This window comes from Natrinema pallidum, from assembly GCF_005890195.1.
Taxonomy (GTDB): Archaea; Halobacteriota; Halobacteria; order Halobacteriales; family Natrialbaceae; genus Natrinema; species Natrinema pallidum.
This window is the reverse complement of record NZ_CP040637.1, coordinates 766,664-787,982: the sequence shown is the minus strand read 5'-3', so window position 1 is coordinate 787,982 and position 21,319 is coordinate 766,664. Positions and strand designations below refer to the sequence as shown.

Annotated in this window: 22 protein-coding genes and 1 tRNA gene; 7 read left to right on the top strand and 16 right to left on the bottom strand. The window is 66.7% G+C overall.

The window, feature by feature from the left end; translation table 11 throughout:
* Window positions 1-45: 45 nt before the first annotated feature.
* Window positions 46-130: transfer RNA gene (locus FGF80_RS03820), tRNA-Ser, on the top strand.
* Window positions 131-480: 350 nt separating this feature from the next.
* Entirely contained in the window at window positions 481-2,133 is a 1,653-nt protein-coding gene (locus tag FGF80_RS03815; protein WP_006184550.1) for a 4Fe-4S ferredoxin N-terminal domain-containing protein, read from the top strand.
* Window positions 2,134-2,202: 69 nt separating this feature from the next.
* On the opposite strand, the gene FGF80_RS03810 is transcribed toward FGF80_RS03815, so the two are convergent.
* From FGF80_RS03810 to FGF80_RS03800, 3 genes are all read right to left on the bottom strand, one after another.
* Window positions 2,203-3,735, bottom strand: coding sequence for a (R)-citramalate synthase (locus FGF80_RS03810; RefSeq protein WP_083864493.1), 1,533 nt, complete (start codon window positions 3,733-3,735; stop codon window positions 2,203-2,205).
* Between the two features lie 219 nt (window positions 3,736-3,954).
* Window positions 3,955-4,329: a DUF192 domain-containing protein gene (locus FGF80_RS03805; protein ID WP_138652290.1), complete on the bottom strand. Its 375-nt coding sequence runs from the start codon at window positions 4,327-4,329 to the stop codon at window positions 3,955-3,957.
* An 85-nt stretch (window positions 4,330-4,414) separates the two neighbouring features.
* On the bottom strand, window positions 4,415-5,089 hold the full coding sequence (locus tag FGF80_RS03800) for a CPBP family intramembrane glutamic endopeptidase (RefSeq protein WP_138652288.1): 675 nt from the start codon (window positions 5,087-5,089) through the stop codon (window positions 4,415-4,417).
* 104 nt (window positions 5,090-5,193) lie between these two features.
* Between FGF80_RS03800 and FGF80_RS03795 the strand changes: the two genes are divergently transcribed.
* A complete protein-coding gene (locus tag FGF80_RS03795; protein WP_006184554.1) occupies window positions 5,194-5,772 on the top strand; it encodes a DUF7097 family protein in 579 nt (192 codons plus the stop codon).
* A 25-nt stretch (window positions 5,773-5,797) separates the two neighbouring features.
* Here the strand turns inward: FGF80_RS03795 and FGF80_RS03790 are convergent, their stop codons facing one another.
* The 3 genes from FGF80_RS03790 to FGF80_RS03780 all read right to left on the bottom strand — a co-directional run bounded on the left by FGF80_RS03790 (window position 5,798) and on the right by FGF80_RS03780 (window position 8,761).
* Window positions 5,798-6,763 carry an SDR family oxidoreductase gene (locus FGF80_RS03790; RefSeq protein WP_006184555.1) on the bottom strand — a complete coding sequence of 322 codons (966 nt, stop codon included), beginning with the start codon at window positions 6,761-6,763 and terminating at the stop codon, window positions 5,798-5,800.
* A 179-nt stretch (window positions 6,764-6,942) separates the two neighbouring features.
* Window positions 6,943-7,734, bottom strand: coding sequence for an endonuclease V (locus tag FGF80_RS03785; protein ID WP_138652286.1), 792 nt, complete (start codon window positions 7,732-7,734; stop codon window positions 6,943-6,945).
* Between the two features lie 70 nt (window positions 7,735-7,804).
* Entirely contained in the window at window positions 7,805-8,761 is a 957-nt protein-coding gene (locus FGF80_RS03780; RefSeq protein ID WP_138652284.1) for a rhomboid family intramembrane serine protease, read from the bottom strand.
* 210 nt (window positions 8,762-8,971) lie between these two features.
* On the opposite strand from FGF80_RS03780, the gene FGF80_RS03775 reads away from it, so the two are divergent.
* From FGF80_RS03775 to FGF80_RS03765, 3 genes are read left to right on the top strand one after another with little or no spacing between them, the layout of a single operon-like run.
* Entirely contained in the window at window positions 8,972-9,412 is a 441-nt protein-coding gene (locus FGF80_RS03775) for a DUF5788 family protein (RefSeq protein ID WP_006184558.1), read from the top strand.
* A complete protein-coding gene (gene polX / locus FGF80_RS03770) occupies window positions 9,412-11,163 on the top strand; it encodes a DNA polymerase/3'-5' exonuclease PolX (protein WP_138652282.1) in 1,752 nt (583 codons plus the stop codon). Before FGF80_RS03775 ends, polX begins: the two co-directional genes overlap by 1 nt.
* Before the next feature lie 10 nt (window positions 11,164-11,173).
* On the top strand, window positions 11,174-11,647 hold the full coding sequence (locus tag FGF80_RS03765; protein WP_138652280.1) for a Mut7-C RNAse domain-containing protein: 474 nt from the start codon (window positions 11,174-11,176) through the stop codon (window positions 11,645-11,647).
* Here the strand turns inward: FGF80_RS03765 and FGF80_RS03760 are convergent.
* Window positions 11,644-12,396, bottom strand: a complete 753-nt coding sequence (locus FGF80_RS03760) for a PHP domain-containing protein (protein WP_006184561.1) — start codon at window positions 12,394-12,396, stop codon at window positions 11,644-11,646. The two genes, FGF80_RS03765 and FGF80_RS03760, sit on opposite strands and share 4 nt — an antisense overlap.
* A gap of 287 nt (window positions 12,397-12,683) precedes the next feature.
* On the opposite strand from FGF80_RS03760, the gene FGF80_RS03755 reads away from it, so the two are divergent.
* Window positions 12,684-12,971 carry a DUF7565 family protein gene (locus tag FGF80_RS03755; RefSeq protein WP_006184562.1) on the top strand — a complete coding sequence of 96 codons (288 nt, stop codon included), beginning with the start codon at window positions 12,684-12,686 and terminating at the stop codon, window positions 12,969-12,971.
* Between the two features lie 91 nt (window positions 12,972-13,062).
* Here FGF80_RS03755 and FGF80_RS03750 read toward each other — a convergent pair whose 3' ends face one another.
* The 9 genes from FGF80_RS03750 to FGF80_RS03710 form a co-directional block, all read right to left on the bottom strand.
* Window positions 13,063-13,869: an alpha/beta hydrolase gene (locus FGF80_RS03750; RefSeq protein ID WP_138652278.1), complete on the bottom strand. Its 807-nt coding sequence runs from the start codon at window positions 13,867-13,869 to the stop codon at window positions 13,063-13,065.
* A 252-nt stretch (window positions 13,870-14,121) separates the two neighbouring features.
* Window positions 14,122-14,559: a transcription elongation factor Spt5 gene (locus tag FGF80_RS03745; RefSeq protein WP_006184564.1), complete on the bottom strand. Its 438-nt coding sequence runs from the start codon at window positions 14,557-14,559 to the stop codon at window positions 14,122-14,124.
* Window positions 14,559-14,735, bottom strand: a complete 177-nt coding sequence (locus FGF80_RS03740) for a protein translocase SEC61 complex subunit gamma (protein WP_006184565.1) — start codon at window positions 14,733-14,735, stop codon at window positions 14,559-14,561. Before FGF80_RS03740 ends, FGF80_RS03745 begins: the two co-directional genes overlap by 1 nt.
* Window positions 14,736-14,900: 165 nt before the next feature.
* Complete coding sequence (locus tag FGF80_RS03735) at window positions 14,901-15,989, bottom strand: S1C family serine protease (RefSeq protein WP_138655456.1); 1,089 nt, start codon at window positions 15,987-15,989, stop codon at window positions 14,901-14,903.
* 171 nt (window positions 15,990-16,160) lie between these two features.
* A complete protein-coding gene (locus tag FGF80_RS03730; protein ID WP_138652276.1) occupies window positions 16,161-16,814 on the bottom strand; it encodes a bifunctional 4-hydroxy-2-oxoglutarate aldolase/2-dehydro-3-deoxy-phosphogluconate aldolase in 654 nt (217 codons plus the stop codon).
* 223 nt (window positions 16,815-17,037) lie between these two features.
* Window positions 17,038-18,276: a mandelate racemase/muconate lactonizing enzyme family protein gene (locus tag FGF80_RS03725; protein ID WP_138652274.1), complete on the bottom strand. Its 1,239-nt coding sequence runs from the start codon at window positions 18,274-18,276 to the stop codon at window positions 17,038-17,040.
* 150 nt (window positions 18,277-18,426) lie between these two features.
* Window positions 18,427-19,293, bottom strand: a complete 867-nt coding sequence (locus tag FGF80_RS03720; protein WP_138652272.1) for an alanyl-tRNA editing protein — start codon at window positions 19,291-19,293, stop codon at window positions 18,427-18,429.
* 69 nt (window positions 19,294-19,362) lie between these two features.
* Window positions 19,363-19,887 (bottom strand): helix-turn-helix domain-containing protein, encoded by a 525-nt coding sequence (locus FGF80_RS03715; RefSeq protein ID WP_006184570.1) that lies wholly within the window; start codon window positions 19,885-19,887, stop codon window positions 19,363-19,365.
* A 107-nt stretch (window positions 19,888-19,994) separates the two neighbouring features.
* Entirely contained in the window at window positions 19,995-21,290 is a 1,296-nt protein-coding gene (locus FGF80_RS03710; RefSeq protein ID WP_006184571.1) for a J domain-containing protein, read from the bottom strand.
* Between the last annotated feature and the right edge of the window lie 29 nt (window positions 21,291-21,319).

Below are 21,319 nucleotides of genomic sequence, written 5' to 3'. Positions count from 1 at the left end.
GAAAATCGAAACCGGTAAAAAGGTCACCCGGGTACGTGAGAGTGAGCCGAGATAGCCTAGCCCGGCCAAGGCGGTAGATTCGAAATCTACTGTCCTCACGGACTCGGGAGTTCAAATCTCCCTCTCGGCGCTTTTGCAACACCAAACCGATGAGCGGCGCGTGACGGTACGTCTCGAGTGCCGGTGGTCCGATCCGACACGGGTTCTCTCGAGGGGTGCATGTCACAACGGGCCGACAACGCGCGGTGCCGTCCCGGCGGCGGCCGAGCCTCGAGTGCACGGCCGCTCCATCGAGTAGCACGGAGCAGTTCAGTACTGTCCGTTCGTCCCCAGTCCGGCGAGCCAGCGAGACCATCGAGACGGCGTCCGGGACCCCATCACTCGCAAGCAGGGTCTCTATGCGAATACTTCGAATTGTGTGGTGACAGGAGCCACAATGATCGCCACTCCGGAGACAGCAACTCGAACGCGGTGGGGACGATGAGCGCCGACGACGAACCGCCGGACGAGGACGTGTTTCATCCGCTCGGCGAGTCGTGGCAGGACGATCTCGAGGATCTGCTCGAGGAGACGGAGTACGATGCGGAACTCGGGATGGAAATGGGACGGGACGCCATGCGGGTCACGAGCGGGGACCTCTCGGAGGCGGAGTTCTATGAACGGTATCACGACGACGTGATGGCGGAGTTCGGCGAGGACGAACGACCGATCGCCGGTCCGGACGATGGGGACGGCGAGGACGGCGGGATCGGATCGACGCTCGTGGACCTCGCCGGTGGCGACGAGTCCCGTCGGGAGATGCTCAAAAAGGCGGGGGCAGGGATGGGGTTCGCGAGTCTCGGGTGGGGTGCGGTCGAGCAGCAAGAGCCGGCCCAGTCCGTCGAGGAAACGGCGGGCGAAGTCGAGGGCGCGGACGAGGGGACACAGTGGGGCATGACGATCGACCTCGAGCACTGTGACGGGTGTCTCGCCTGCGTGACTGCCTGCAATCAGGAACACAACTGGGACGAAGGCGCGAACTGGATGTACGTGCTCGCCTACGAGGACGGCGAGGTCGAGTCTCCGGACCCTGGTACCGTCGATGTCGAGCCCGGGGAGTGCTCGGACAATCCGGCCGTTCAGGAGTTCAATTATCTCGTCCGACCCTGTCAGCACTGTACCGACGCACCGTGTGAAAAGGTGTGTCCGACGACGGCTCGCCACACGCGCGACGACGGTGGGCTGGTGTTGACCGATTACGAGGTCTGTATCGGCTGTCGCTACTGTCAGGTGGCCTGTCCTTACGGCGTCAACTACTTCCAGTGGGACGACCCCAACGTCGACCGGTCGGAACTCGACTCGGAGGGCATTTACGATAAGCGCGGCCGGCCGGTCAGTCGTCGCGCTCCCCGCGGTGTCATGTCGAAGTGCGTCTTCGATCCGGCTCGCCAGGACGGCAATGCCGGCGAGGCACTGATCGGCACGAGCGCCTGTGAGCAGGCCTGTCCGCCGAACGTCATTCAGTTCGGGGACAAGAACAATCCCGCGAGTGACCCACAGCGATACGAGGCGAATCCGGCCCGGGCCAGAACGATCATCAACCTGTTCGCGGAGTTGCCATCGCCGAATTCGATCGAATCGGCGCTTGCGGGAGTCGACCCGACTCTCGACGCCGTTGTCGAGGCCGTCGACGGCCTGACCATCGAGACGATCGCCCTCGCGAAGGGGATCGAGCTGACCCACACGGAATACGATGAGGAAGCGCCGCCGGGCGATACCCTGCCAGAGAAGGAGCAGACGGTGCTGGACGTCGTGAGCGCGATCGAAGCGACCGGGCTCGACCTCGAGAGCGACGATGCGCTCACGCAACTCGGGCTGACAGTCGAGGGGTTCGAGGGACCGACTCAGGACATCGAGGTTACCAGTCGGGAGGAGGTCGCCGATACGCTCTTCGGGGACTACGTCGACGCACCGGAATCGCAGTTCGAGCTTCTGGCGGACATCGGAACGAACCCGAACGTCACCTATCTCGGACACCAACCCGGACCCGAAGCGCATCAGGTCCCCGGGCCGGTCTCGTACGCGGATGTCGGGATGCTCGACAGGCGACAGGAGGCCCTCGACGAGCAGACCGTCGGCCTCGATTTCTCGTGAGGTCGCCACCGGCCGGGACTCCGACGCCGGCCGACGGCGGAGCCTCGAGCGAGCGGCGGTCGGAGCCGATCAGTCGTCGGCGGGCGTGAGCGGCTGCTGATCGGCAGCGAGCAGCCGATCGAGCGCGTCGACCATCGCCGTCACGCTCGCGCGAGTGATGTCGGCCTCGCTGCGGGCGACCGTCACCGAGCGGCCGTCCCGAACCATCGTTACTTCGACGGTGACGACGGCGTCCGTCCCGCCGGTCACCGCGTCGACGTGGTAGGACTCGAGCTCGGCATCGGCCATCGAGCCGAGTGCCTCGCGGACGGCGGAGACGGCGGCGTCGACGGGCCCGGACCCGGTGCCGCTGGCGACCCGCTCCTCGCCGTCGACGTCGAGTCGGACGCTGGCGGTCGGGACGGCCCCGCCGCTGGTGGCCGCGAGATCGAGCAGTTCAACGACGCGCTCGCGATCCTCGCCGGTGACGTCCTCGGCGATGGCGAGCAGATCGGCATCGGTCACCCGGCGACCCCGGTCGCCGAGTTCGGTCACGCGAGTCGCGATTTCGGCGATCTCATCGTCGGCGGCGTCGACGCCGTGTTCCTCGAGCGTCGCCGCGACGCCCGCGCGGCCGGTGTGTTTCCCCAGCGCGAGTCGGCGCTCGCGCCCGACGGTCTCGGGCGCGTAGGGCTCGTACATCTTGTCGTCTTTGAGCGTGCCGTCGGTGTGGATGCCGCTCTCGTGAGTGAAGGCGTTCTCGCCGATGACGGCCTTGTTCGGCGCGAGTTGAACCCCCGTCGCCCGCGAGACTGTCTGTGCGAGATCGTACAGTTCCTCGAGTGCGAGCGTCTCGAGGTCGTAGACGTGTGAGAGCGCGATGGCAACCTCCTCGAGGGCGACGTTGCCGGCGCGCTCCCCGAGCCCGTTGACCGTACAGTGAACGAGATCCGCACCCGCAGAGACGGCCGCGAGCGCGTTCGTGACGCCCAGTCCGAGGTCGTCGTGAGTGTGGGCGCTGACCGGGCCGAGATCCGCGAGGCGGGAGACCGCTTCGTGGGTATGTTCCGGCCCGGTGTGACCGACGGTGTCGGCGAAACAAAAGCGGTTCGCACCCGCTTCGAGGGCGGTTTCGGCCAGTCCCTCGAGATAGTCGAGGTCCGCGCGAGAGCCGTCCTCGCCGATGACCTCGACCCAGAGGTCGTGATCGGTGGCGTAGGCGACCAGCTCCGCGGTCGTCTCGAGGTTGTTAGCGCGGGACGTGCCGACTTTGCCCTCGACGTGGCGGTCGCTGGCGGGAACGACGATGTGGACCCCGTCGACGTCACAGTCGAGCGCGAGGTCGATGTCGCCTTTCATCCCGCGACAGAAACTCGTGACGCGGGCGTCGAGATCGAGATCGGTCACCCGTGAGATCGCCTGTCGCTCACCTGCGCCCGTACAGGCGCTGCCGGCCTCGATGACGGCGACGCCGGCGCGCTCGAGCGATCGGGCGATGTCGACTTTCTCGTCGGGTGAGAGCGAGACGCCCGGCGCTTGTTCGCCGTCGCGAAGCGTCGTGTCGAGAAGGCGCACTGTTCGATCCGATGCGATCGTCTGTTCGGGGGAGTGAGTTACAGGCAAGAGTGGTCCAGTACTGGGACTGCGATTACGTTCGGCGGAGAATTTCACGCCCAGCCGGGTCGCCCCGACTTCCTCTATCCTCGTCAGATGGCGTATGATGTGCCATTGTATCTCGTCACATTGTATCACGGTGTCTTAAAACCGCCGGTTCGGAACTATCGCGGCCGGTTTCGCCGGACCGCCGTCGACGGCGGCCGACGGGTGGAGCGAACCGAGGGCTCACTCGGCCTCGAGACGGAGCCGGTCGCCGGGTTCGACATCGGCCGCAGCGCCGGCGGGGAGTTCGACGATCAGGTCGGCCGATTCGCGAGCCACGCTCCGCCACGGGTGGAGGGTCTCGACGCGCTGGACGACGTCGTCGACGACCCACACGGCGTCGATGGGAACGAAGACGAACAGCATGTGAAGGGTGCGGCGTTGCGCCGACTCGAACCGGAACGCCAGCGCGTAGTCGTCCGGAACGTGCCGCCGAAACATGAGTCCGCGTGTCTGGCTCGCGATCGAATCCGCGAGATCGACCGTCGTCGCAAGGACGGAACGGGCGGCCCCGTCGCGGGACGGGTCCGCGGAAGCCGGATCGTGGACGAGTCGCACGCCCTCGAGTGTGAGCGGGGACGGCAAAAACCTTCCCGCTGACGGGACATCCGCGGGACGACAGCGCCATCGAGTTCGCGTGCGATCAGCCGACGGCCATGATGACGAGTCCGGCCGTCGAGACGGTGTTGATGAGGGCGTGGGTCACGGTGCTGCTGGCGGTCCCCCACCGGTGGCGCACGACCCCGAAGAGAACGGCGAGGGTTAACAGCGTCGTGAGCCGGAGTATCGAGAGATCGACGATCACGTGTTTGAGCGCGAACAGGACGGCCGTCACCCCGATTCCGACGACGGCTCCCCGCTCCTCGACGAGTTCCGTCTGCACGATCCCCCGCCAGACCTGTTCCTCCGCGACGGGAACCACGAGCCCGTTGCCGACGAGCAGCAGGACCGCCGTCGTCGTCGCCAGTCCGTCTCGAGCACCGGCGGCCGAGTCGAGGCCGAACAGCACTGTATCGAGCCGAGACGCGCCGGCGACCAGTCCGAACCCGACGATCGCAGCGAGGACCCCCATGCCCAGGGAGCGGGGCGTCCACTCCCATCCCCACCGGTCCGGCTCCCGGCCTCGCTCGAGGACGTATCGGCTCAGCACCGCGGCGATGAGCGGAAAGCCGAGGAGCAAGACGAGGGCATCGGCCAGCCCCGGATCGATGCCGACCCTCGCGGCAGCCAGGACGACCCCCCATCGCAGCGTGACTTCGAGGACGATCCAGCCGGTGACGACGACGGCAGCGAGTCGTGTCGGAGACGGTCGGTCCATAGCTGATGGACACTGGCGTAACATATTCTATTTTTCATTCATCGGAGCGCAGTAACTGGACGCCATCTTCAACTGGTCGGTCCCCGAAGAGCGGTCGACCGACGATGGAGAAAACGCCGCAGGGTACCTCGGTCGGCGTCGACGATCCCTACGACTTTGCGGGCGTCTGTGACTATCTCACCGGTGAGGGCCAGTGTCGATACGCTCTCGAGTACGCCGGTCACGACCCCGAATTCGCCCGCGAGCGCGCCGCGGACGACTACGAGTGTCCCGTGGTCGACCCCGGGACGGACTGGTCGTGGGCCGACTGTCCGCACTTCCGCTCGCGCAACCGCGACCGCGAGTGCGTTCGCTGCGGGCTCGCCGAAAAGCGGATGGCTCACGACGACGAGCGCCCGCTGCTCGAGGAACACCACCTTTCCTACGCCGATGGACGACGTCCATCGAGCGATCGGACCGCGACGCGGGCTGCCGACGACCGCGACGAGGAGTCCCTCTCCCACGAGATCACGGTTTTCCTCTGTCGGTGGTGCCATTCGAAAGTCCACGACTCGTGGGCGCGACTCACCGACGACGCCGCGCCCGATCCCGACGCGATCGCGGCGCTCGAGGAGCGGCGCGGCCGCGAGCAGTCGGAACTGGGGTTCGAGTCGGCCGCGGAGCGATACGACGGCGAGCGATGAGGGTCTCGAGGGAACGGACCGGTGATCAGACCAGTTTTCGCAGGAGTCCGTACACGGTATCGCGCAGCCGATCGGGCAGGAAGCGGGCGTATAGCCCGTACTGGGCGAGCGGGCCGACGGGATACCGCGCCGGCGGGTCCGGACTGGTCGCCGACTCGAGGATCGCCTCGGCGACGTCCTCGGCGTCGGAGGCGAACGGGCCGCCGCTGCCGCCGCCGATCAGTTGGGCCTCGTCGTAGAGTTCGTACAGCGACTCGTACGCCGGCGTTCGCTCGTCATCGGGCAGTTCCTCGTCGACCCGGTTCGTGAAGTCCGTCTCGACCGGGCCGGGTTCGATCACGACGACGTCGATGTCGAACTCGTCGACCTCGGCGCGCAGCGAATCGCTCATCGCCTCGAGAGCGTGCTTCGACCCCGAGTACGCGCCCGAGCCGGGGAACGAGATCCGCCCCGCGACGCTCGAGACGTTGATGATCCGACCCTCGCCTTGCGCGCGCATGTGCGGCACGGCGGCGCGGGTCAGCCGGTGGGGGCCGTAGACGTTGACGTCGAACTGCCGGTGGAGATCGACCGTCGCGACGTCCTCGAGCGGTCCCATCTGGGCGTAGCCGGCGTTGTTGACGACGCAATCGATCGAACCGGCGATGTCGACGGTCCTCTCGACGACCGATGCGACCTGCTCGGGATCGGTGACGTCGAGCTCGAGGGTCTCGCAGCCGGCCTCTTCGAGGGCCGCGATGTCATCGACGGTGCGCGCCGTCGCGAAGACTTGCCAGTCGTCCGCGAGGAAGGCGCGTGCGGTCGCGCGACCGATGCCGGACGAACACCCGGTGATGAGAACCGATTGCTTGCGCGTGTAGCGATCGTCCGCGCTTGTCTCGGTAGTGACTTCGTCGCCGGTTCCGGTGGTCTCGCGACCGCGGTCGTCCTCGACGACGGTGCCACGCGGCTCGTCATCGTCTGTCCCTTCGACGTCCTCAGCGGTGGCCATGCGTGACCGGTTCGTGAGACGATACCTAAGTATCGACGGTTTGTCGCGCTACCCGTACTGTTCGGATTGGGATGAGTTTCGACTGACTCGACCGTTCGGTTCAGGATAGCAAACGGCCGAAAGTCCCACCCACCGCAGGCGGTTCACGGCCAGCTGTGGCCGGTGGACAGTGGCGGAGTCTACTCGCCGAGGTTTTGCTTCGCTTCGTCTGCGTATTTGTCTGCCAATCGAACCGGCTCTGGGAGTTTGTACGACGAGGAAAGCGCGAGCGCGATATCGGCTGCCGTCTCGGGACCCACGCGGTGGCCGGGACTGACGTAGAGCGGATTGATGTGCCGGTTCGGGGAGTCGTACTGGCGCGTCTGGACCGCGTAGCCGAGCAGGGTGCCGTCCGGCGCGTCGACTCTCGAGTTGGCTTCGATCCCGACCGTCGTCCCCGTCGAGCGGTCGTCGGTGTCCGCCCGGGGCGTGCCACAGAGCAGGCTCTTGGCGACGCCGATGCTGGGCACGTCACGAACGACGCCCATGTGGGTCGCGATGCCGGCCTGTCGAAAGTGGATGCGGCCGCTCCCGTCGAACAGGCACAGATCGGGGTCGACGGACAGGGTCTCGAGCGCCGCGAGGATCGGTGCGCCCTCGCGGAACGACAGGAGGCCGGGAATGTAGGGAATCTCGAGGGGCGTCACCGCGTGGACGCGCTCGATCACCTCGCCGCCGCGGGTGGCGACGACGGCGGAAAGCGCGCGGTCCTGATCGCCATCGTCGTTCGTGAGAAAGGACTGATCGATGCCGACGACGGTTGGCGGATCGCCACCGCTGGCGGTCGTCGCGAGCGGGCTCGAGAGGACGTCGGGGTCGAACGAGAAGTCGTCCTCGAAGACGGCGGCGGTCGCGATCTCGCGCTGGAGGGCCTCCATCTCCTCGCGCGAAAGGCCGGCGTCGGGTGCGAGGTCGGGGCGGGGGTCGTGCATCTGTTTGACGGTGATAGACGCCGCGAGAAAATCAGTTGCGGGGTTGTGCGGGTACCCCCCTGAGTTCGGATCAGAAGCGGCCGCGTCCGGGGCCGCCGGGGCCGCCCGGACCGCCCGGGCCACCGGGACCGCCACCGCCGAACTGAAGCTGATTCGGCGCGCTGACGTTCCGGTTCTGTTTGACGTACTGGCCGTACGCGAGGCCGATGACGAGGCCGACGAGGTGGGCCCCGTGAGCGATGCCGCCGCCACCGCCGATAGCACCCGAGAGGAACGTGATGCTGATGACGGCGTAGCCGGCAGTCAGCAGCCAGATCGGGACCGGGAGGATGAAGTAGAGGTAGACCTTGAGCCCGGGGTTCAGGATCGTCAAGACGCCCATAATCGCGAGTGCGGCACCGCTGGCTCCGAGAACGGCAGTTGGGTTTCCTTGGACGACCGAGATCCCGACCTGACTGAGCCCGGCGAGGACGCCGCTGACGATAAACAGGATCGAGAAGTTCCTCGAGCCGACGTAGCGCTCGACCAGCGGCCCGAAGAAGAACAGCACGATGCTGTTCCCCACGATATGGAAGAAGCTACCGCCTGGGAGGAGAAACGGTGAGTGGGCGAAGACGGACGTGACCCACGTCCAGACGTACTCCGGATGCTGCGACGAGAGGACGAACAGGGATTGGTGGAGTGAGATACCACCAACGATCAGGGCAGCGGCTTGAAGCGCGTACGTGACCCACATCAGCGCGAGGAACGTGTAGGTCGCGTTCCCGCGGAAGTACGCCAGCGGGCCGCCCGGGCCGGTATCGATCGGGAGTTTATTCATGAGACTCGAGGCCCGGGACGTGCTCCCGCCCGAATTGACGTTGTCGTCGAACCCGCTGTCGAAGACGCCCTGGGGATCGTTCCAGTTTTGCAGCCCCGAGCAGTCGTGGTTCTCGGGGAGCCGATGGTCGGCACAGTAGGTGCCGCCGCAATGCCGACAGTTGTACGGCATGTTTTCGTCTTTCCCACACACGTCGCACTTGGCCATTGATCGGGGGTATGTGGGGAGCCGCTAAGGGATTTGGGGTTTCTGCCGGGATTTTTTCGGCCGATCCCGGCCACTCAGGAGGGGGACGAGAGCCGGCCGTGGAACGCCGTGTGGTTCCGCGAGCGTGCCCCGAGCGGGAGCGGTTCACCGTCGCCGCTCGCTCCGAGCCGGGACTGTACATTTTTGCATCCCCGCCGCCCATATCGGCGTGTGCAAGAGTACGAGCGCAAGCAACTGCTCGAGCGCGTCGAGCGCGAGGGCGCGACCGTCGGCGCGGACATCCCGGAGACGATCACCGTCCAGGGGGAGGAGATCGACCTCCGGACGTTCGTCTTCGAGATCAAGCGTCGCGAGACGGTGCCGTCCGGCGAACGCGACCGCGTCGAGCAGGCAAAGCGGAACCTGCGGCGCGAGCGACGCGAGCGACTCGAGCGGATCGAGGAGGGCGCGATCAGCCGCGAGCAAGGCGAGGCACTCGCCGGGAGCATCATCGGGATCGATCGGGCGCTGAACGCCCTCGAGAATCTCGGGCCGACGAACCTGGAGCGCGAACAGCAGGTCCAGCAGGCACAGGACCGCAAGCGCTGGCTGTCCTTCCTCAAGAAGGCGCTGGGACGGGAAGACGACGCCAGCGCACGGAGGGGGCGCTGATGGCAACCAACGCGGAACTAGCCGCCCGATTCGAGGAGTTCGCGGACCTGCTCGAGGCCGACGGCGTCGAGTACAAGCCCCGCGCGTACCGCCGTGCGGCGGAGAACATTCGTGCGCATCCGTCCCCGATCGCCGATCGGATCGAGGCCGGCGATCGCGAGGCCGTCGAGACCATCGACGGCGTCGGCGACGCCATTTCGTCGAAGATCGTCGAGTACGTCGAAACCGGCGAGATCGACGAACTCGAGGCACTCCGCGCCGAGTTACCGATCGACATTACCGAAATCACCCGCATCGAGGGTGTCGGCCCCAAGACCGCGGGCAAACTCTACCGCGAACTCGGGATCGAGACGTTGGACGATCTCGAGGCGGCAGCCGAAGCCGGCGAGGTCCAAGAAGTCAAAGGGTTCGGGCCGAAAACGGAACGGAACATCCTCGAGAACCTCGAGTTCGCCCGGACGGTCGGCCAGCGCCAGTTGCTCGGCGAGGCGCGGCCGCTCGCGGACGACGTGCTCGCCTTCCTCGAGTCGGTCCCGGAGGTCGACCGGTGTGAGGTGGCCGGCTCGATCCGCCGGTGGCGCGAGACGATCGGCGACGTGGACGTCCTCGCGGCGACCGAAGACGGCGAGGCGGTCGTCGAGCGGTTCGTCGCGTGGGACTCCGTCGACGACGAGATCGAGTCGGGACCCGAGAAGGCCAGCGTTCGCGTCGGCGAGAGCCGCGTCGACTTACGGGTGGTCGTCCCCGCGGAGTTCGGTTCTGCGCTGCAGTATTTCACCGGGAGCAAGGACCACAACGTCAGCCTGCGCAACTACGCGATCGATCGCGGCATGAAGCTAAACGAGTACGGGGCCTTCGACGTGAGCGCTATCGCGGACCACGAGGCGGATCAGCGGATCGGCGACCGCGTCGCCGGCGAGACCGAGGAGGGGATGTACGAGGCGCTCGGACTGCCGTGGATTCCGCCGGAACTTCGGACGGACCGCGGGGAAATCGCCGCCGCCGAGGCCGGGACCCTGCCCGACCTGCTCACGCGCGGTGACATCCGCGGGGACCTCCACAGCCACACCGAGTGGTCCGACGGGAACACGACGATCGAGGCGATGGTCGAGGCCGCCGCGGAACAGGGGTACGACTATTTCGGCATCGCCGACCACGCGGAGGGCCCCGGCATCGTCGGCGGGATGGGTCTGTCCGAGACCGAAATCTTAGAGCAGGTCGACGCGATCCGTGCCGTGGGTGCCGAGGCCGAGATCGAGGTGTTCGCCGGGATCGAAGCCAACGTCGACGCCGCGGGTGAGATCGGCCTCTCCGAGGCGGTGATCGAGGCGCTGGACGTGGTCGTCGCGTCGACCCACAGCGCGCTCGGACAGGACGCCGAGACCGCGACCGACCGACTCGTCAGCGCGATCGAGACCCCGGCGGTCGACGTGCTGGGCCATCCCAGCGGCCGCCTGCTCAACGAGCGCTCCGGCCTCGAGTTCGACGCGGCCGCGCTCGGGACGGCCGCCGCCGAACACGACACCGCGCTCGAGGTCAACAGCGACCCCCACCGACTCGACCTCTGGGGCAGTGCCGTCCAGGCCGCTCTCGAGGAAGGCGCGCCGATCGCGATCAACACCGACTCTCACCGACCTGCGACGCTCGAATACATGCGCTGGGGCGTCCACACGGCACGCCGCGGCTGGGCCGAACCGGACGACGTGATCAACGCCTGGGAACTCGCCGACCTCCGTGAGTTCCTCCACTAACCGAGCCGGGATGCCCGCATCTCGTCCCGGTCCGGCGCGCATCCTCCTCGATGTCATGTGTGGCGGCCTCGTCTCATACCTGCGGATGTGTAACTACGACACCGCGTACGCTGGTGATCGCGGGCTCGAGGCCGACGACGATCTCCTCGCCGTCGCTCGAAACGAGGACCGGACGCTCGTCACTCGAAACGTCGCCCTCGCGAACCGCGCCGACGAGTCGATCCTGCTCGAATCCCGAGCCGTCGACGAGCAACTCGCCGAACTCGACGCCGCGGGACTCGACCTCGCGCTGGCGGCCGATCCCGGTATCTGTGGTCGATGTAACGGTCCGCTCGAACCCGTCGAGCGGGCTGCGTCGACGCCGGAGTACGCGCCCGAGCCGTCGGCAGTCGACGTGTGGCGCTGTCGCGACTGCGGCCAGCACTTCTGGCGCGGGAGCCACTGGGACCGGGTCGCGGAGACGCTCTCGAGGGTCCGCAGTTAGTAGACGGCGACGTCGTCGAACCGGCCGTCGTAGGCGATATGGTGGGGATGGGTCGGCTCCGTCCCCGAAAGGAAAAGGCGATCGATCTTCTTCCAGGTGTTCTCGTAGACGAGGTGGCCGAGTTCCGCGGCCGTCGTCGCCCACCGATCGAGGCCGTTGTCGTAGACGACGCGGCGGGCGATCCCGTCCTCGAGTGCGGCGCAGAACTCGGCCTCGCTCTCGATGGCCGCGTCGAAGGCGGTGTGGGCGACGCCGACGGAGCGCGGAAGGTGAGCATAGGAGGAGGTAAACGGCGGCACAGAGAGCGCGTCGGCGAGTTCGCGTGCACGTCGGTTGTCCGGCGGAAAGTGCCGCGGGTTGAAAATCTCGACGGCGTCGATCGTGTCCGCGTACGCCCGTAGATCCGCTTCGCTAAGGCTCACGTTCGCGAACTCGGGATGCGGAACGAGCACCGTCGCGTCCTGCCGGTCGAACTCGGCCATCGCCGTCTCGAGCGGAATGAAATCCGGAACGGGCGCTTCGAGCCCGATCGCGAGGACGTGTTTGCGGTCCCACCACGGGCCGGTAAACACCTCGCGGCCGGGGAGTACCAGCAGGTCGTCGTCGGAGTAGGCGGCCGCTCGGTCACGAATTTCCGGGAGGCGGGTGAAGTGGGGTGCGTAGACGATGGCGTCGAGACCGGCCCGTTTGGCCCGTTCGACGACCGTCTCGTCCAGCACCTTCACGTGACAGTCGATTCGGAACGTCACTCCATCGGTCACGATCACTACTTCCGGGACAGCCGGGTTATGAATTCTGATTCGAGGACCGCCCGAGGGCGTCCCCGCTCGCGTCGTCGATCCGGCCGACGGGACCGTGATCGAGCGGACCGACCAACCGGTTCGCGCTTGCACCGAGAACGCCGTATTCCGAACGCGTCCGCGCTACATCACGCCCGCGTGAACGCGCCCTCCGAGCGGTTTCTGAGGGGTGGTTTCTGGTCGGGGGCGTCGCTGCGAAAGGATCATTAGGGGGGCCGTTCGAGTGTCCGTAACGAATGGCCTGGGAATGTGGGATCGACGGCTGTGGTGCAGTCTTCGAGGACGTCGAGTCGGCCGTCGTCCATCAGGCGACGAAACACCAGCGTCGTGAGTGTAAGGTCTGTGGGACCGTCGTCCCCGATGGCTACCTCGCGATTCGACACGCCTTCACCGAACACAGCCGCGCCGAGTACGTTCGCGCCTACGGTGCCAGTTCCGAGGCTGTCAGGGAGCGCGAAGAACTGCTCGAGGAGATCGAGTCGGAAGCGGACATGCAAGCGATCGCGACGGAACTGAAGCGGTAGCGGTTCGCTCGGTCGTCGGGTCCGCTTTCGGGACGGCGAGAGCGGGTCGGCACTGTCGTCGCCGGGAACGGACGACCGAGTGACCGCCGCCTCAGTAGTTGTTGACGATCGCCGACACGCAGCCGGTCTCTTTGCGGTAGGCGGAGTGATCGGAGACCGCATCGCTCACGTCGATATCGTCGTAATTAGCTGGCGTAGCGTCGTCGCTGGACCCGCCGTCGCAGTCCGCCGGGCCGCTCCCCAGTTTGGCGAGGCCGTCGTTCGTCGAGTAGTAGTTGTGAACCGCGCCGGCCGACGTCCGGATGGCATCGGCGAAGGGGCCGTTTTCGCAGGGCGCATCGGACGCCTCGAACGAGCCGATGCTGTCCGCCGTCGCGACCGTGAACGCCCCGTCGATGGCCGCAAGCGTTTCCAACTGGAGGATGCCGCCCATCGAGTGTCCGAGAATACGGATCGTCGTCGACGGGTTCGCGTCGGTGTAGTCCCCCAGCCACGTAGCGAACAGGTCGCCGGTGTCCCTGGCGCTTTGTATCGCCGATGTCGGCAGCCCGCTGTCGTCCCAGGTAACTGCTGTGACGGCTTCGTCGTAGCCGACTGCTCTCGCCGTCTCCCGAAACGTCGCGGCCCGCTCGACGCTGTCCGACGAACTCGTATACCCGTGGATCTTGAACACGACCTCGGCTACGTCCTGGGGCGCATCGGTGACATCGGGGACGCCGTCCCGAAAGTCGAGTTCCGCGATCCCGTCGGTGTCGGCGGCAACCGATCCCGACGCGATGCTCACGCCGGCGCTCGCGACGATCGTCGCCGCCGCCGATCCGAGAAGCCGCCGTCTCGAGACGCGAGCCGTCGAATCACTGTTCGCTGCGGTCGAATTCGTATGTTCGTTCGCTGGCATTGGATACCGTTCGCGTATCTGCTGCGAACGAACTATCTTTCGACACTTATTGTAATAATTTTTACCTGTATTGTGCTATATTGACAGACGTATGCGAACGGTCGAACCGGACTTTCGATTCGTGCGGACTCGAGAGCGCTGCGAAACGCGCTGCCACGGAGCGGTGGTTGCGGCAAACGAGTCGAGAAGAGACACCCACTGAGTCGTCGGGGCCGATCCGCGATGGAACGGATCGGGTTGGTGGCTGGCGAACTACCGTTCGTCGGAATCGAGCACGCGAATCTGGTCGCCCCGCACCGTCACGGGAATCGGAACCGTCGCCTCGTACAGTTCGACCGTCACCTGGTCTTTGCCCTCGTCGATCCGTTGGACCTGCGCTTTCTCACCTTTGAACGGACCGGCGATGAGTTCGACGATGTCGCCCTCGGCGATCCCTTCGACGTCCGGCTTCGGCGAGAGGAAGTGTTCGACCTCGGAAATGTCCGACTCGCCGGGGACGATACTCCGCGCGTGCGGAATGTCCTCGAGAACGCGATTGAGGACCGCGTCGCCTTCGGCCTCGACCATGACGTAGGAGGTCAGCGAGTCGGGCGCGAGTGCGGCGTGGATCTCCGACTCCTCGCGGTTGATGATCATGTCCGCGACGGTCCGCTCCTGGCTCGCCGTCGTTTTGACAGCGAAGATACCCATTAGACGCCACCACCGGGCAGGAGCAGCATGATCGCGCCGATGAGGAATCCCATAAGGCCGACCAGCAGGATACCCGCCCCGGCGATTTTCGATACCTGGAGGAACTCCTCAGTAGAGGGTGTCGTCGCCATCTTCAGCACTCGAACGTACGAGGTGAGGTCGTACGGAACGTCCATATATGTCTATTCACAGCGCGGCGTCTTTTATCTGTCTTTCGTGTCCGTGCAGAGCACGGCCGTTACGCGACCGATCACGACGGCGCGTAGACGCCGACGCTCCCGTGTTCGGGCCGAGTACAGATAGACCGGCCCCCACCCGCGGCTTGCCTCTCGATGCCCCCGTCACGGCTCCAGCGGCGGCCGCTCGCCCGGGCGGCCCGGAATCGGCGTCCGCGGCAGTTCCGCCGCCGGCCGCTCGGCGAGCGTCAGTTCGACCGATTGCCGGTCGCCGTCGCGGACGACCTCGAGTTTGATCGTGTCGCCCGGCGAGGTCTCGAGGGCGAGATACGACGAGAGCTGCTCCTGCGTCGGTATCTCCGTGCCGTCGATGGCGACGATTACGTCGCCGCTGCCCGGCTGACCGGTCCGACCCGGCTCGAGGACGCCATCCGCGGGCGAGTTCGGCACGACCTCCATGACGAGTACGCCGGTGGCTTCCTCGAGCCCGATCTCGTCGGCGATCGCCGGGCCGACCGGTTGGACCCCGATCCCCATGTACGGGTGCTCATACGTGCCGTCCTCGATGAGCGTGGGAACGACCCGGTTCGCCAGCACCGCGGCGATCGCGAAACCGATCGTCTGGCCGGCCCCGGCGAAGACGACGCCGAGCACCTCCCCCTCGAGGCTCACCAGCGGGCCGCCGCTGTTACCGGGATTGATCGGTGCGTCGGTCTGAATCGCGGCCGGAATCGAGAAGCCGGTGGGGCTGGGGAGCGATCTGTCGATTCCGCTGACGATCCCCTGTGAAACCGATGCGTCGAGTCCGAGCGGATTACCGATTGCGAGCGCTTCCTGTCCGATGACGGGTTTGGACTCGAGGAACGAGAGCCCGGTCGCGATGTCGGGCATGTCCTCGACGCGGAGGACGGCGAGGTCGCTGTAAATGTCGGTGCCGACGATCGACGCGGCGCGCCACTCCTCGTTGCTGAACTGGACTTCGATCCCGTCGTCGCTCGCACTCGCGACGACGTGGTTGTTCGTCACGAGATGCTGATCGTCGATGACGAATCCGGAACCGAGTCCGCCACTACCGCCGCCCGGAGCACTGCCCGTCCCGGAGACGGTGACGAGGACGACGGAGTCGATGCTGTTGCGATACGTTTCCGTGTATGGGCTGTCGATATCGTTCCCGTCGCCCGCCGTGGCGTTCGAGTCGGCGGTTTCGTTCTGAACGGTGCCGGCCCCGGTGCCGCCGAAACCGAACGCCGCCACGGCTCCGCTCGCTCCGACCGCGCCGAGTATCCGTCTGCGAGTACGCTGATCTGGGTCTGGCGTCACGCCCATCTCCACCCCAACGAGGGGTATAAAACGGCCGCCAGCACCAGCAGTTGGTCGTCTCACGGACTCGCGGGAGGCGAACGGGTCCGCCGCGTCGGCGTTCGATTACTCGCTACGCGCCGCCTCGACCGCGTCGACGAACGACGCTGCGGTCTCTCGAACGCGATCCATGTCGCCGTCATCGACGGCCGCGTCGTCGATGATGGCACCGCCGGCACCGACGGCCGCCGCGCCGGCGTCGAAGAAGTCAGCGACGTTGTCCCGTGAGACGCCGCCCGTCGGAACGATGTCGATGTCACCCAGCGGCCCGGAGAGTGCGCCGATGTGATCCGGCCCGACCGTCGATGCGGGGAACAGCTTGAGGAGGTCCGCGCCGGCCTCCATCGCGGTCACGGCCTCCGTCGGCGTCATGACGCCGGGCGCGACGAGGACGCCGTGTCGGTTACACGTCCGCACCACCGCCGGTTCGACGTGTGGCGAGACGACGAATGACGCGCCCGCGTCGATCACGGACTGTGCGGTCGCCGCGTCGAGGACGGTCCCCGCGCCGACGACTGCGTCGGTATCCGCGAGTTCCCGGTCGACGGCCGCGATCCGCTCGACGGCACGCGTCCCGTCGGCCGTGATCTCGAGCACATCGACCCCGGCGTCGTGGATCGCCCGGGCGACCGGAACGATTTGTTCCTCGTCGATACCGCGGAGGACCGCGATGACGCCGCCATCAACGATTCGGTCCCTAACCGTCTCGGTCTCGGTCATTCGTCTGCCCCTCCCATGGTGGCCGCTGTCCGGTGCTCGATCGCCGGCCGCATCCCAGTGAGATGGTTCATCGTGTCACGACATGCGCGTCCCGTCGACAAGAGATTTACTCATAGCCGAAGTAAGCGCCCGCCGATGGCGTTCGCTCTTCGGCCGGGAAGCGGTTCGACACAGCATACGCCGCCGAACAGCGCCGAACTCGGCTCGGTGGGCCCGCCGACGCTCACGCTTCGTCGAACAACTCCTCGCCGTCGACCATGTGCTCCTCGACGACATCCATGTCGAGCGTGACGCCTACTCCGGGCTCCTCGGGGATCTCGATGTACCCGCCCTCGATGACGTCCTCCTCGACGAGATCCGCCCACCAGCCGAGTTCGTAGGAGTGGTACTCCACGGCCAGCGAGTTCGAAATCGCCGCGCCGACGTGGGCGCTGGCGACCGTCGCGACCGGCGAGGCGACGTTATGCATCGCGACCGGGACGTAGTACATGTCCGCCAGATCGGCGATCTTGCGTGTCTCGCGCATGCCGCCGACCTTGGGCATGTCCGGCGCGATCATGTCGACCGCCTGTTCCTCGAGCAGGCGGCGCTGGCCGTGTTTCCGGTAGACGTTCTCGCCGACGGTGATCGGCGTCGATGTCGACTGCGTGACTTCGCGCTGTACGTCGTGGTTCTCCGGCGGCACGGGGTCCTCGAGCCACCAGACGTCGTACTCCTCGAGTCGCTTCGCGAGACGCTTCGCGCTGCCGCCGGAGAACGTCCAGTGACAGTCGAAGGCGACGTCCGCGCGGTCGCCGACGCGCTCGGTGACTTTCTCGACGATCTCGGCCTTGTGTTCGATCTCGGGGTTCCGGAGGTGACGGTTCGCACGGTCCTTCTCGTGACCGCTCGGCACGTCGAGATCGAACTTCAGGGCGTCGTAGCCCAGTTCTTCGACCACGCGCTCCGCCTCGTCGGCGCAGGCCTCGGGATCGGCTTCCGCCTCGGTGTGGCAGTCACAGTACACCCGCATCTCGTCGCGGTACTTGCCGCCCAGGAGCTGATAGGCCGGCACTCCAAGGATCTTGCCGGCCAGATCGTGTAAGGCGACCTCGATGCCCGAGATCGCGGTGACAGTGACGCCGCCGATCGAGCCTTCGCCGGACATCTTCTGGACGAGATGCTCGGTCAGCCGGTCGATGTCCAGCGGGTTTTCGCCGACGAGAAACGGCGTCATGCGCTCGATCAGTTCCGGGACGCCGGCACCCCAGTAGGCTTCGCCGGTGCCGACGGGTCCCGCGTCGGTGTAGACCCGCACGAGCGTCCACGGGAAGTTGCCGTCGACCATCGTCGTCTGGATATCGGTGATCTCGACGTCCCGACCGCCGCCGCGCTCGCGCGAGACCCCCATCGTCTCGCTCGAGAGGTCCCGCATCGTGTACTCGGCGTTCGGGTCGTGTAGCTGTGAGTAATCGACTCCCATGGATGGAAATTCACTCCGAAGGTAGTAATAGTTTATACCTTCTCCGGACCGATCCCGGTTGCTTACAATAGGGGGGTCGAGAGCAATGAATCCACTGCTTGCGACGGGTTCGTCGCTCTCCCGAGCGACAGCCACCGACTGCGGCCGCCGTTACGGCCGCTCGAGTTCGGCAGCGACGTCCTCGAGAGCGACATCCAGCGCTGCCGTCGCGGCGAACGCGGCCCGTTTCTCCGCCGTTCGTCGCGCGATCGCCTGCGGACCGACGGCGAGTTCGATCCGGGTCACGTCTTCGGTGGGTGTCGAACTGCCGAATACCGTGACGGGACCGATCTCGCGGGTATTTCGGACGTGAGTGCCGCCACAGGCCGACACGTCCCACGGGGTCGCCGCGCCGTTCGCACCGGCGAGACGGGACCCGCTTCGCCGGTCGTTCTCGCCCTCGATCGTGACGAGTCGGACCCGCTTGCCCTCGACCGCGGCGTCCGCCCCGGCGTCGAGCGCCACCTCCTCACGATCTCGCGCCCGCGAGAGCGGCACGTCGTCCCACGACACCGGCCGGGACTCCCAGACCACGCGGTTGACCGCCTCGTCGAGTTCGACCAATCGCTCGTCGTCGACTGTCGCCGTCGTCTCGAGGTCGACGTGAACCGTCTCCGTGCCGATCTCGAGGCCGGCATCGGTCGCGTCCTCGAACAGTCGCCGCGCCGCCCCGACGAGAACGTGACTGGCGGTGTGGGCTCGCATACAGTACATCCGAAAGGACCAGTCGACCGAACAGAGCACGCGGTGGCCCGGTCGAACTGACGGCTCCTCGGCCAGTACGTGCACCTGCTCCCCGTCGACGAACCGGACGTCCGCGACCGTGATCCCGCCGATCGTCCCCCGATCCGCCGGCTGTCCCCCGCTCGCGCCGTAGAAGTGACTGCGCTCGAGTCGGACCCGTCGACCGTCGATCGACGTCACTTCGGTCTCGAATCGCGTCGCGTACGGCTCCGTCGCCGCCCGTTGGCCGGTCATTGCCGTTGATTCCGTCGGCAGTGAATAAAAGTCTGCTCGCCGAGACCGGCACCGACGGAGCGCGGTCGGTTACTCCGCGAGGGTCACGTCCAGTCGATCTTCGAGGGCGTCGATCAGGCCACCGCCGACCCCGGCCTGCGTCGCGCGTCCCTGTTCGATCGCGAGGACGTCTTTCGTCGGCGCGTCGAGTTCGTCGGCGAGTTCCTCCCGCTGGAGGCCCGCGTCCCGGCGTGCCTCGACGAGCGCCTCGCCGTAATCCGAGACGAGATACGGCAGCGGGTCGTCGTCGTAGTTGGTCCCTTCGCTTTCCCAGTGTTCGGAGTCGCCGTCCCAGACCGGGTTCGCTTTCGCGACGTTCTGGGCCGCCTTCTGCTTGCGGCTCGGTTCGTCGTCGGAAGGCGACGCGCGGTCGCTTCGATCCCGGGTTCGATCCTCGCCACGTGTCTCGGAATCGTCGTGTGGCGCGCAGTCCGGACAGACCTCGAGCTCGGCTCCCGCGACCGATGCGAGCGTCAGCGAATCGCTCTCGGCACCGCAGAGTTCGCAGTTCGTCCCGCCGCCGCTACCGGACGAACCGGTCGAGTATTTGGCCATGCGAGCGTTTGGCATCTGTCGCATTTCAACTGTTCGGTACCGTGTGTGTTCGCGGGGCGTCGACTCGGAACACGGGCCCGAGACCCCTCGACGGAAGCGGTTCGGAGTCACCGACCGAGCCGTTTCATGATCGTCACCCGCAGCGGGAGCCACAGGCCGCCGACCAGCGGGAGGCCCACGAACGCGACCAGATCGACCGGAAGCGACGTATAGCCGGCCGTGACGGCACCGAAGCCGGCGAGCGGCGCGAAGACGGGGAGCACGTAGAGATAGGACGGCGTCCAGCCCCGTCCGCGTCTGGTGTGGCGGACGACGACGCCGAACAGCAACGGCATAAGCACCGCACCGGCCAGCAACGGGCCGCCGACGAGCGTCGCTGCCACCGTGAGGGCGAGGGCGACGACGATCGTCTCGTCGATCGTCAGCGGACCCCAGGTGGTCTCTCGACGGCCGACCCGGACGGCGAGCAGCGAAAAGAGCGTGAGCGCGACGAGGCCCGCCAGCGCGCCGTACCACAGCGGTTGCTCGAGCGGCGGCGTCACGAACTCGACGCCTCGAACGAACGCGACCGTCGTCTCGAGCCCGTGGCGACCCTCCGTCAGCACAGTGCCGATCCCGGCCGGATCGGCACCGGTCGCGAGCAGTTCGGTCCAGAGCGATCCGAGCGCGGCCGCGTTCTCGAGACCGAAGTGACCGAGGCCGGCCGCATAAACGAGGACGGAAAGCCAGAGCAGCGGCAGCGAGAAGTTCTGTCGCCGCCACCAGCGCGCGAGCGGGTTCCCGACGCCGGCGTCGGCCTCCGATCCGGAGCCAGCCGTGGACCGGCTGGACCGCCCGGTGTCACCGGCTGTCCCAGCGTTCGGCTCGCGGGTTCGACGGTTCGCGCCCGCACCGGCACCCCCGGACCCCGCTCCGGTTCCGGAAGCGGTCGCGTTCGAGGCGCTGCTCGCAGTACCGGCCGAGGCCGTCGCGGTCCCCGATCCGCTCGAGCCGTTCGTCGCCGACGACCGACCGCCGGTTCTCGATCCGGACGCCGCCGAGCCGGCCGTCGCCGATGCGGTCGACGCCGACGCGGAGGCCGTTTCCGATTCCGAATAGCTCAGTTCCGTGCCGCTCGAGTCGTCGTCACCGTCGTCGTCGCTCTTCCAGACGTCGGGGGAGGGGAGGCCGCTGGTTCGCTTCGCGACGTAGTCCTCGTGGCCGAGTCGGTCGTAGGCCTGTCGTTCGACCGGATCGCCGAGAATATCGTAGGCCGTTTGTACCGCAGTAAACTGCGCCTGTGCGCGATCGTCGTCGTTCAGATCCGGATGGTAGACGCGAACCTGATCGCGATAGGCGTCTTTGATCTCGTCCTGGGAGGCGTCGGGCGGGATCTCGAGAAGGTCGTAAAAATCCTCTGTCATGTAATCAGACGGACGATGTGGTCTGCTGT

Excerpts from the sequence above, each read along its gene's own strand:
- FGF80_RS03815 (WP_006184550.1), top strand. The coding sequence starts at position 481 with ATGAGCGCCGACGACGAACCGCCGGACGAGGACGTGTTTCATCCGCTC.
- FGF80_RS03800 (WP_138652288.1), bottom strand. The coding sequence starts at position 5,089 with ATGGACCGACCGTCTCCGACACGACTCGCTGCCGTCGTCGTCACCGGC.
- FGF80_RS03795 (WP_006184554.1), top strand. The coding sequence starts at position 5,194 with ATGGAGAAAACGCCGCAGGGTACCTCGGTCGGCGTCGACGATCCCTAC.
- FGF80_RS03790 (WP_006184555.1), bottom strand. The coding sequence starts at position 6,763 with ATGGCCACCGCTGAGGACGTCGAAGGGACAGACGATGACGAGCCGCGT.
- FGF80_RS03785 (WP_138652286.1), bottom strand. The coding sequence starts at position 7,734 with ATGCACGACCCCCGCCCCGACCTCGCACCCGACGCCGGCCTTTCGCGC.
- FGF80_RS03780 (WP_138652284.1), bottom strand. The coding sequence starts at position 8,761 with ATGGCCAAGTGCGACGTGTGTGGGAAAGACGAAAACATGCCGTACAAC.
- polX (WP_138652282.1), top strand. The coding sequence starts at position 9,412 with ATGGCAACCAACGCGGAACTAGCCGCCCGATTCGAGGAGTTCGCGGAC.
- FGF80_RS03765 (WP_138652280.1), top strand. The coding sequence starts at position 11,174 with ATGCCCGCATCTCGTCCCGGTCCGGCGCGCATCCTCCTCGATGTCATG.
- FGF80_RS03755 (WP_006184562.1), top strand. The coding sequence starts at position 12,684 with ATGGCCTGGGAATGTGGGATCGACGGCTGTGGTGCAGTCTTCGAGGAC.
- FGF80_RS03750 (WP_138652278.1), bottom strand. The coding sequence starts at position 13,869 with ATGCCAGCGAACGAACATACGAATTCGACCGCAGCGAACAGTGATTCG.
- FGF80_RS03745 (WP_006184564.1), bottom strand. The coding sequence starts at position 14,559 with ATGGGTATCTTCGCTGTCAAAACGACGGCGAGCCAGGAGCGGACCGTC.
- FGF80_RS03740 (WP_006184565.1), bottom strand. The coding sequence starts at position 14,735 with ATGGACGTTCCGTACGACCTCACCTCGTACGTTCGAGTGCTGAAGATG.
- FGF80_RS03730 (WP_138652276.1), bottom strand. The coding sequence starts at position 16,814 with ATGACCGAGACCGAGACGGTTAGGGACCGAATCGTTGATGGCGGCGTC.
- FGF80_RS03725 (WP_138652274.1), bottom strand. The coding sequence starts at position 18,276 with ATGGGAGTCGATTACTCACAGCTACACGACCCGAACGCCGAGTACACG.
- FGF80_RS03720 (WP_138652272.1), bottom strand. The coding sequence starts at position 19,293 with ATGACCGGCCAACGGGCGGCGACGGAGCCGTACGCGACGCGATTCGAG.
- FGF80_RS03715 (WP_006184570.1), bottom strand. The coding sequence starts at position 19,887 with ATGGCCAAATACTCGACCGGTTCGTCCGGTAGCGGCGGCGGGACGAAC.
- FGF80_RS03710 (WP_006184571.1), bottom strand. The coding sequence starts at position 21,290 with ATGACAGAGGATTTTTACGACCTTCTCGAGATCCCGCCCGACGCCTCC.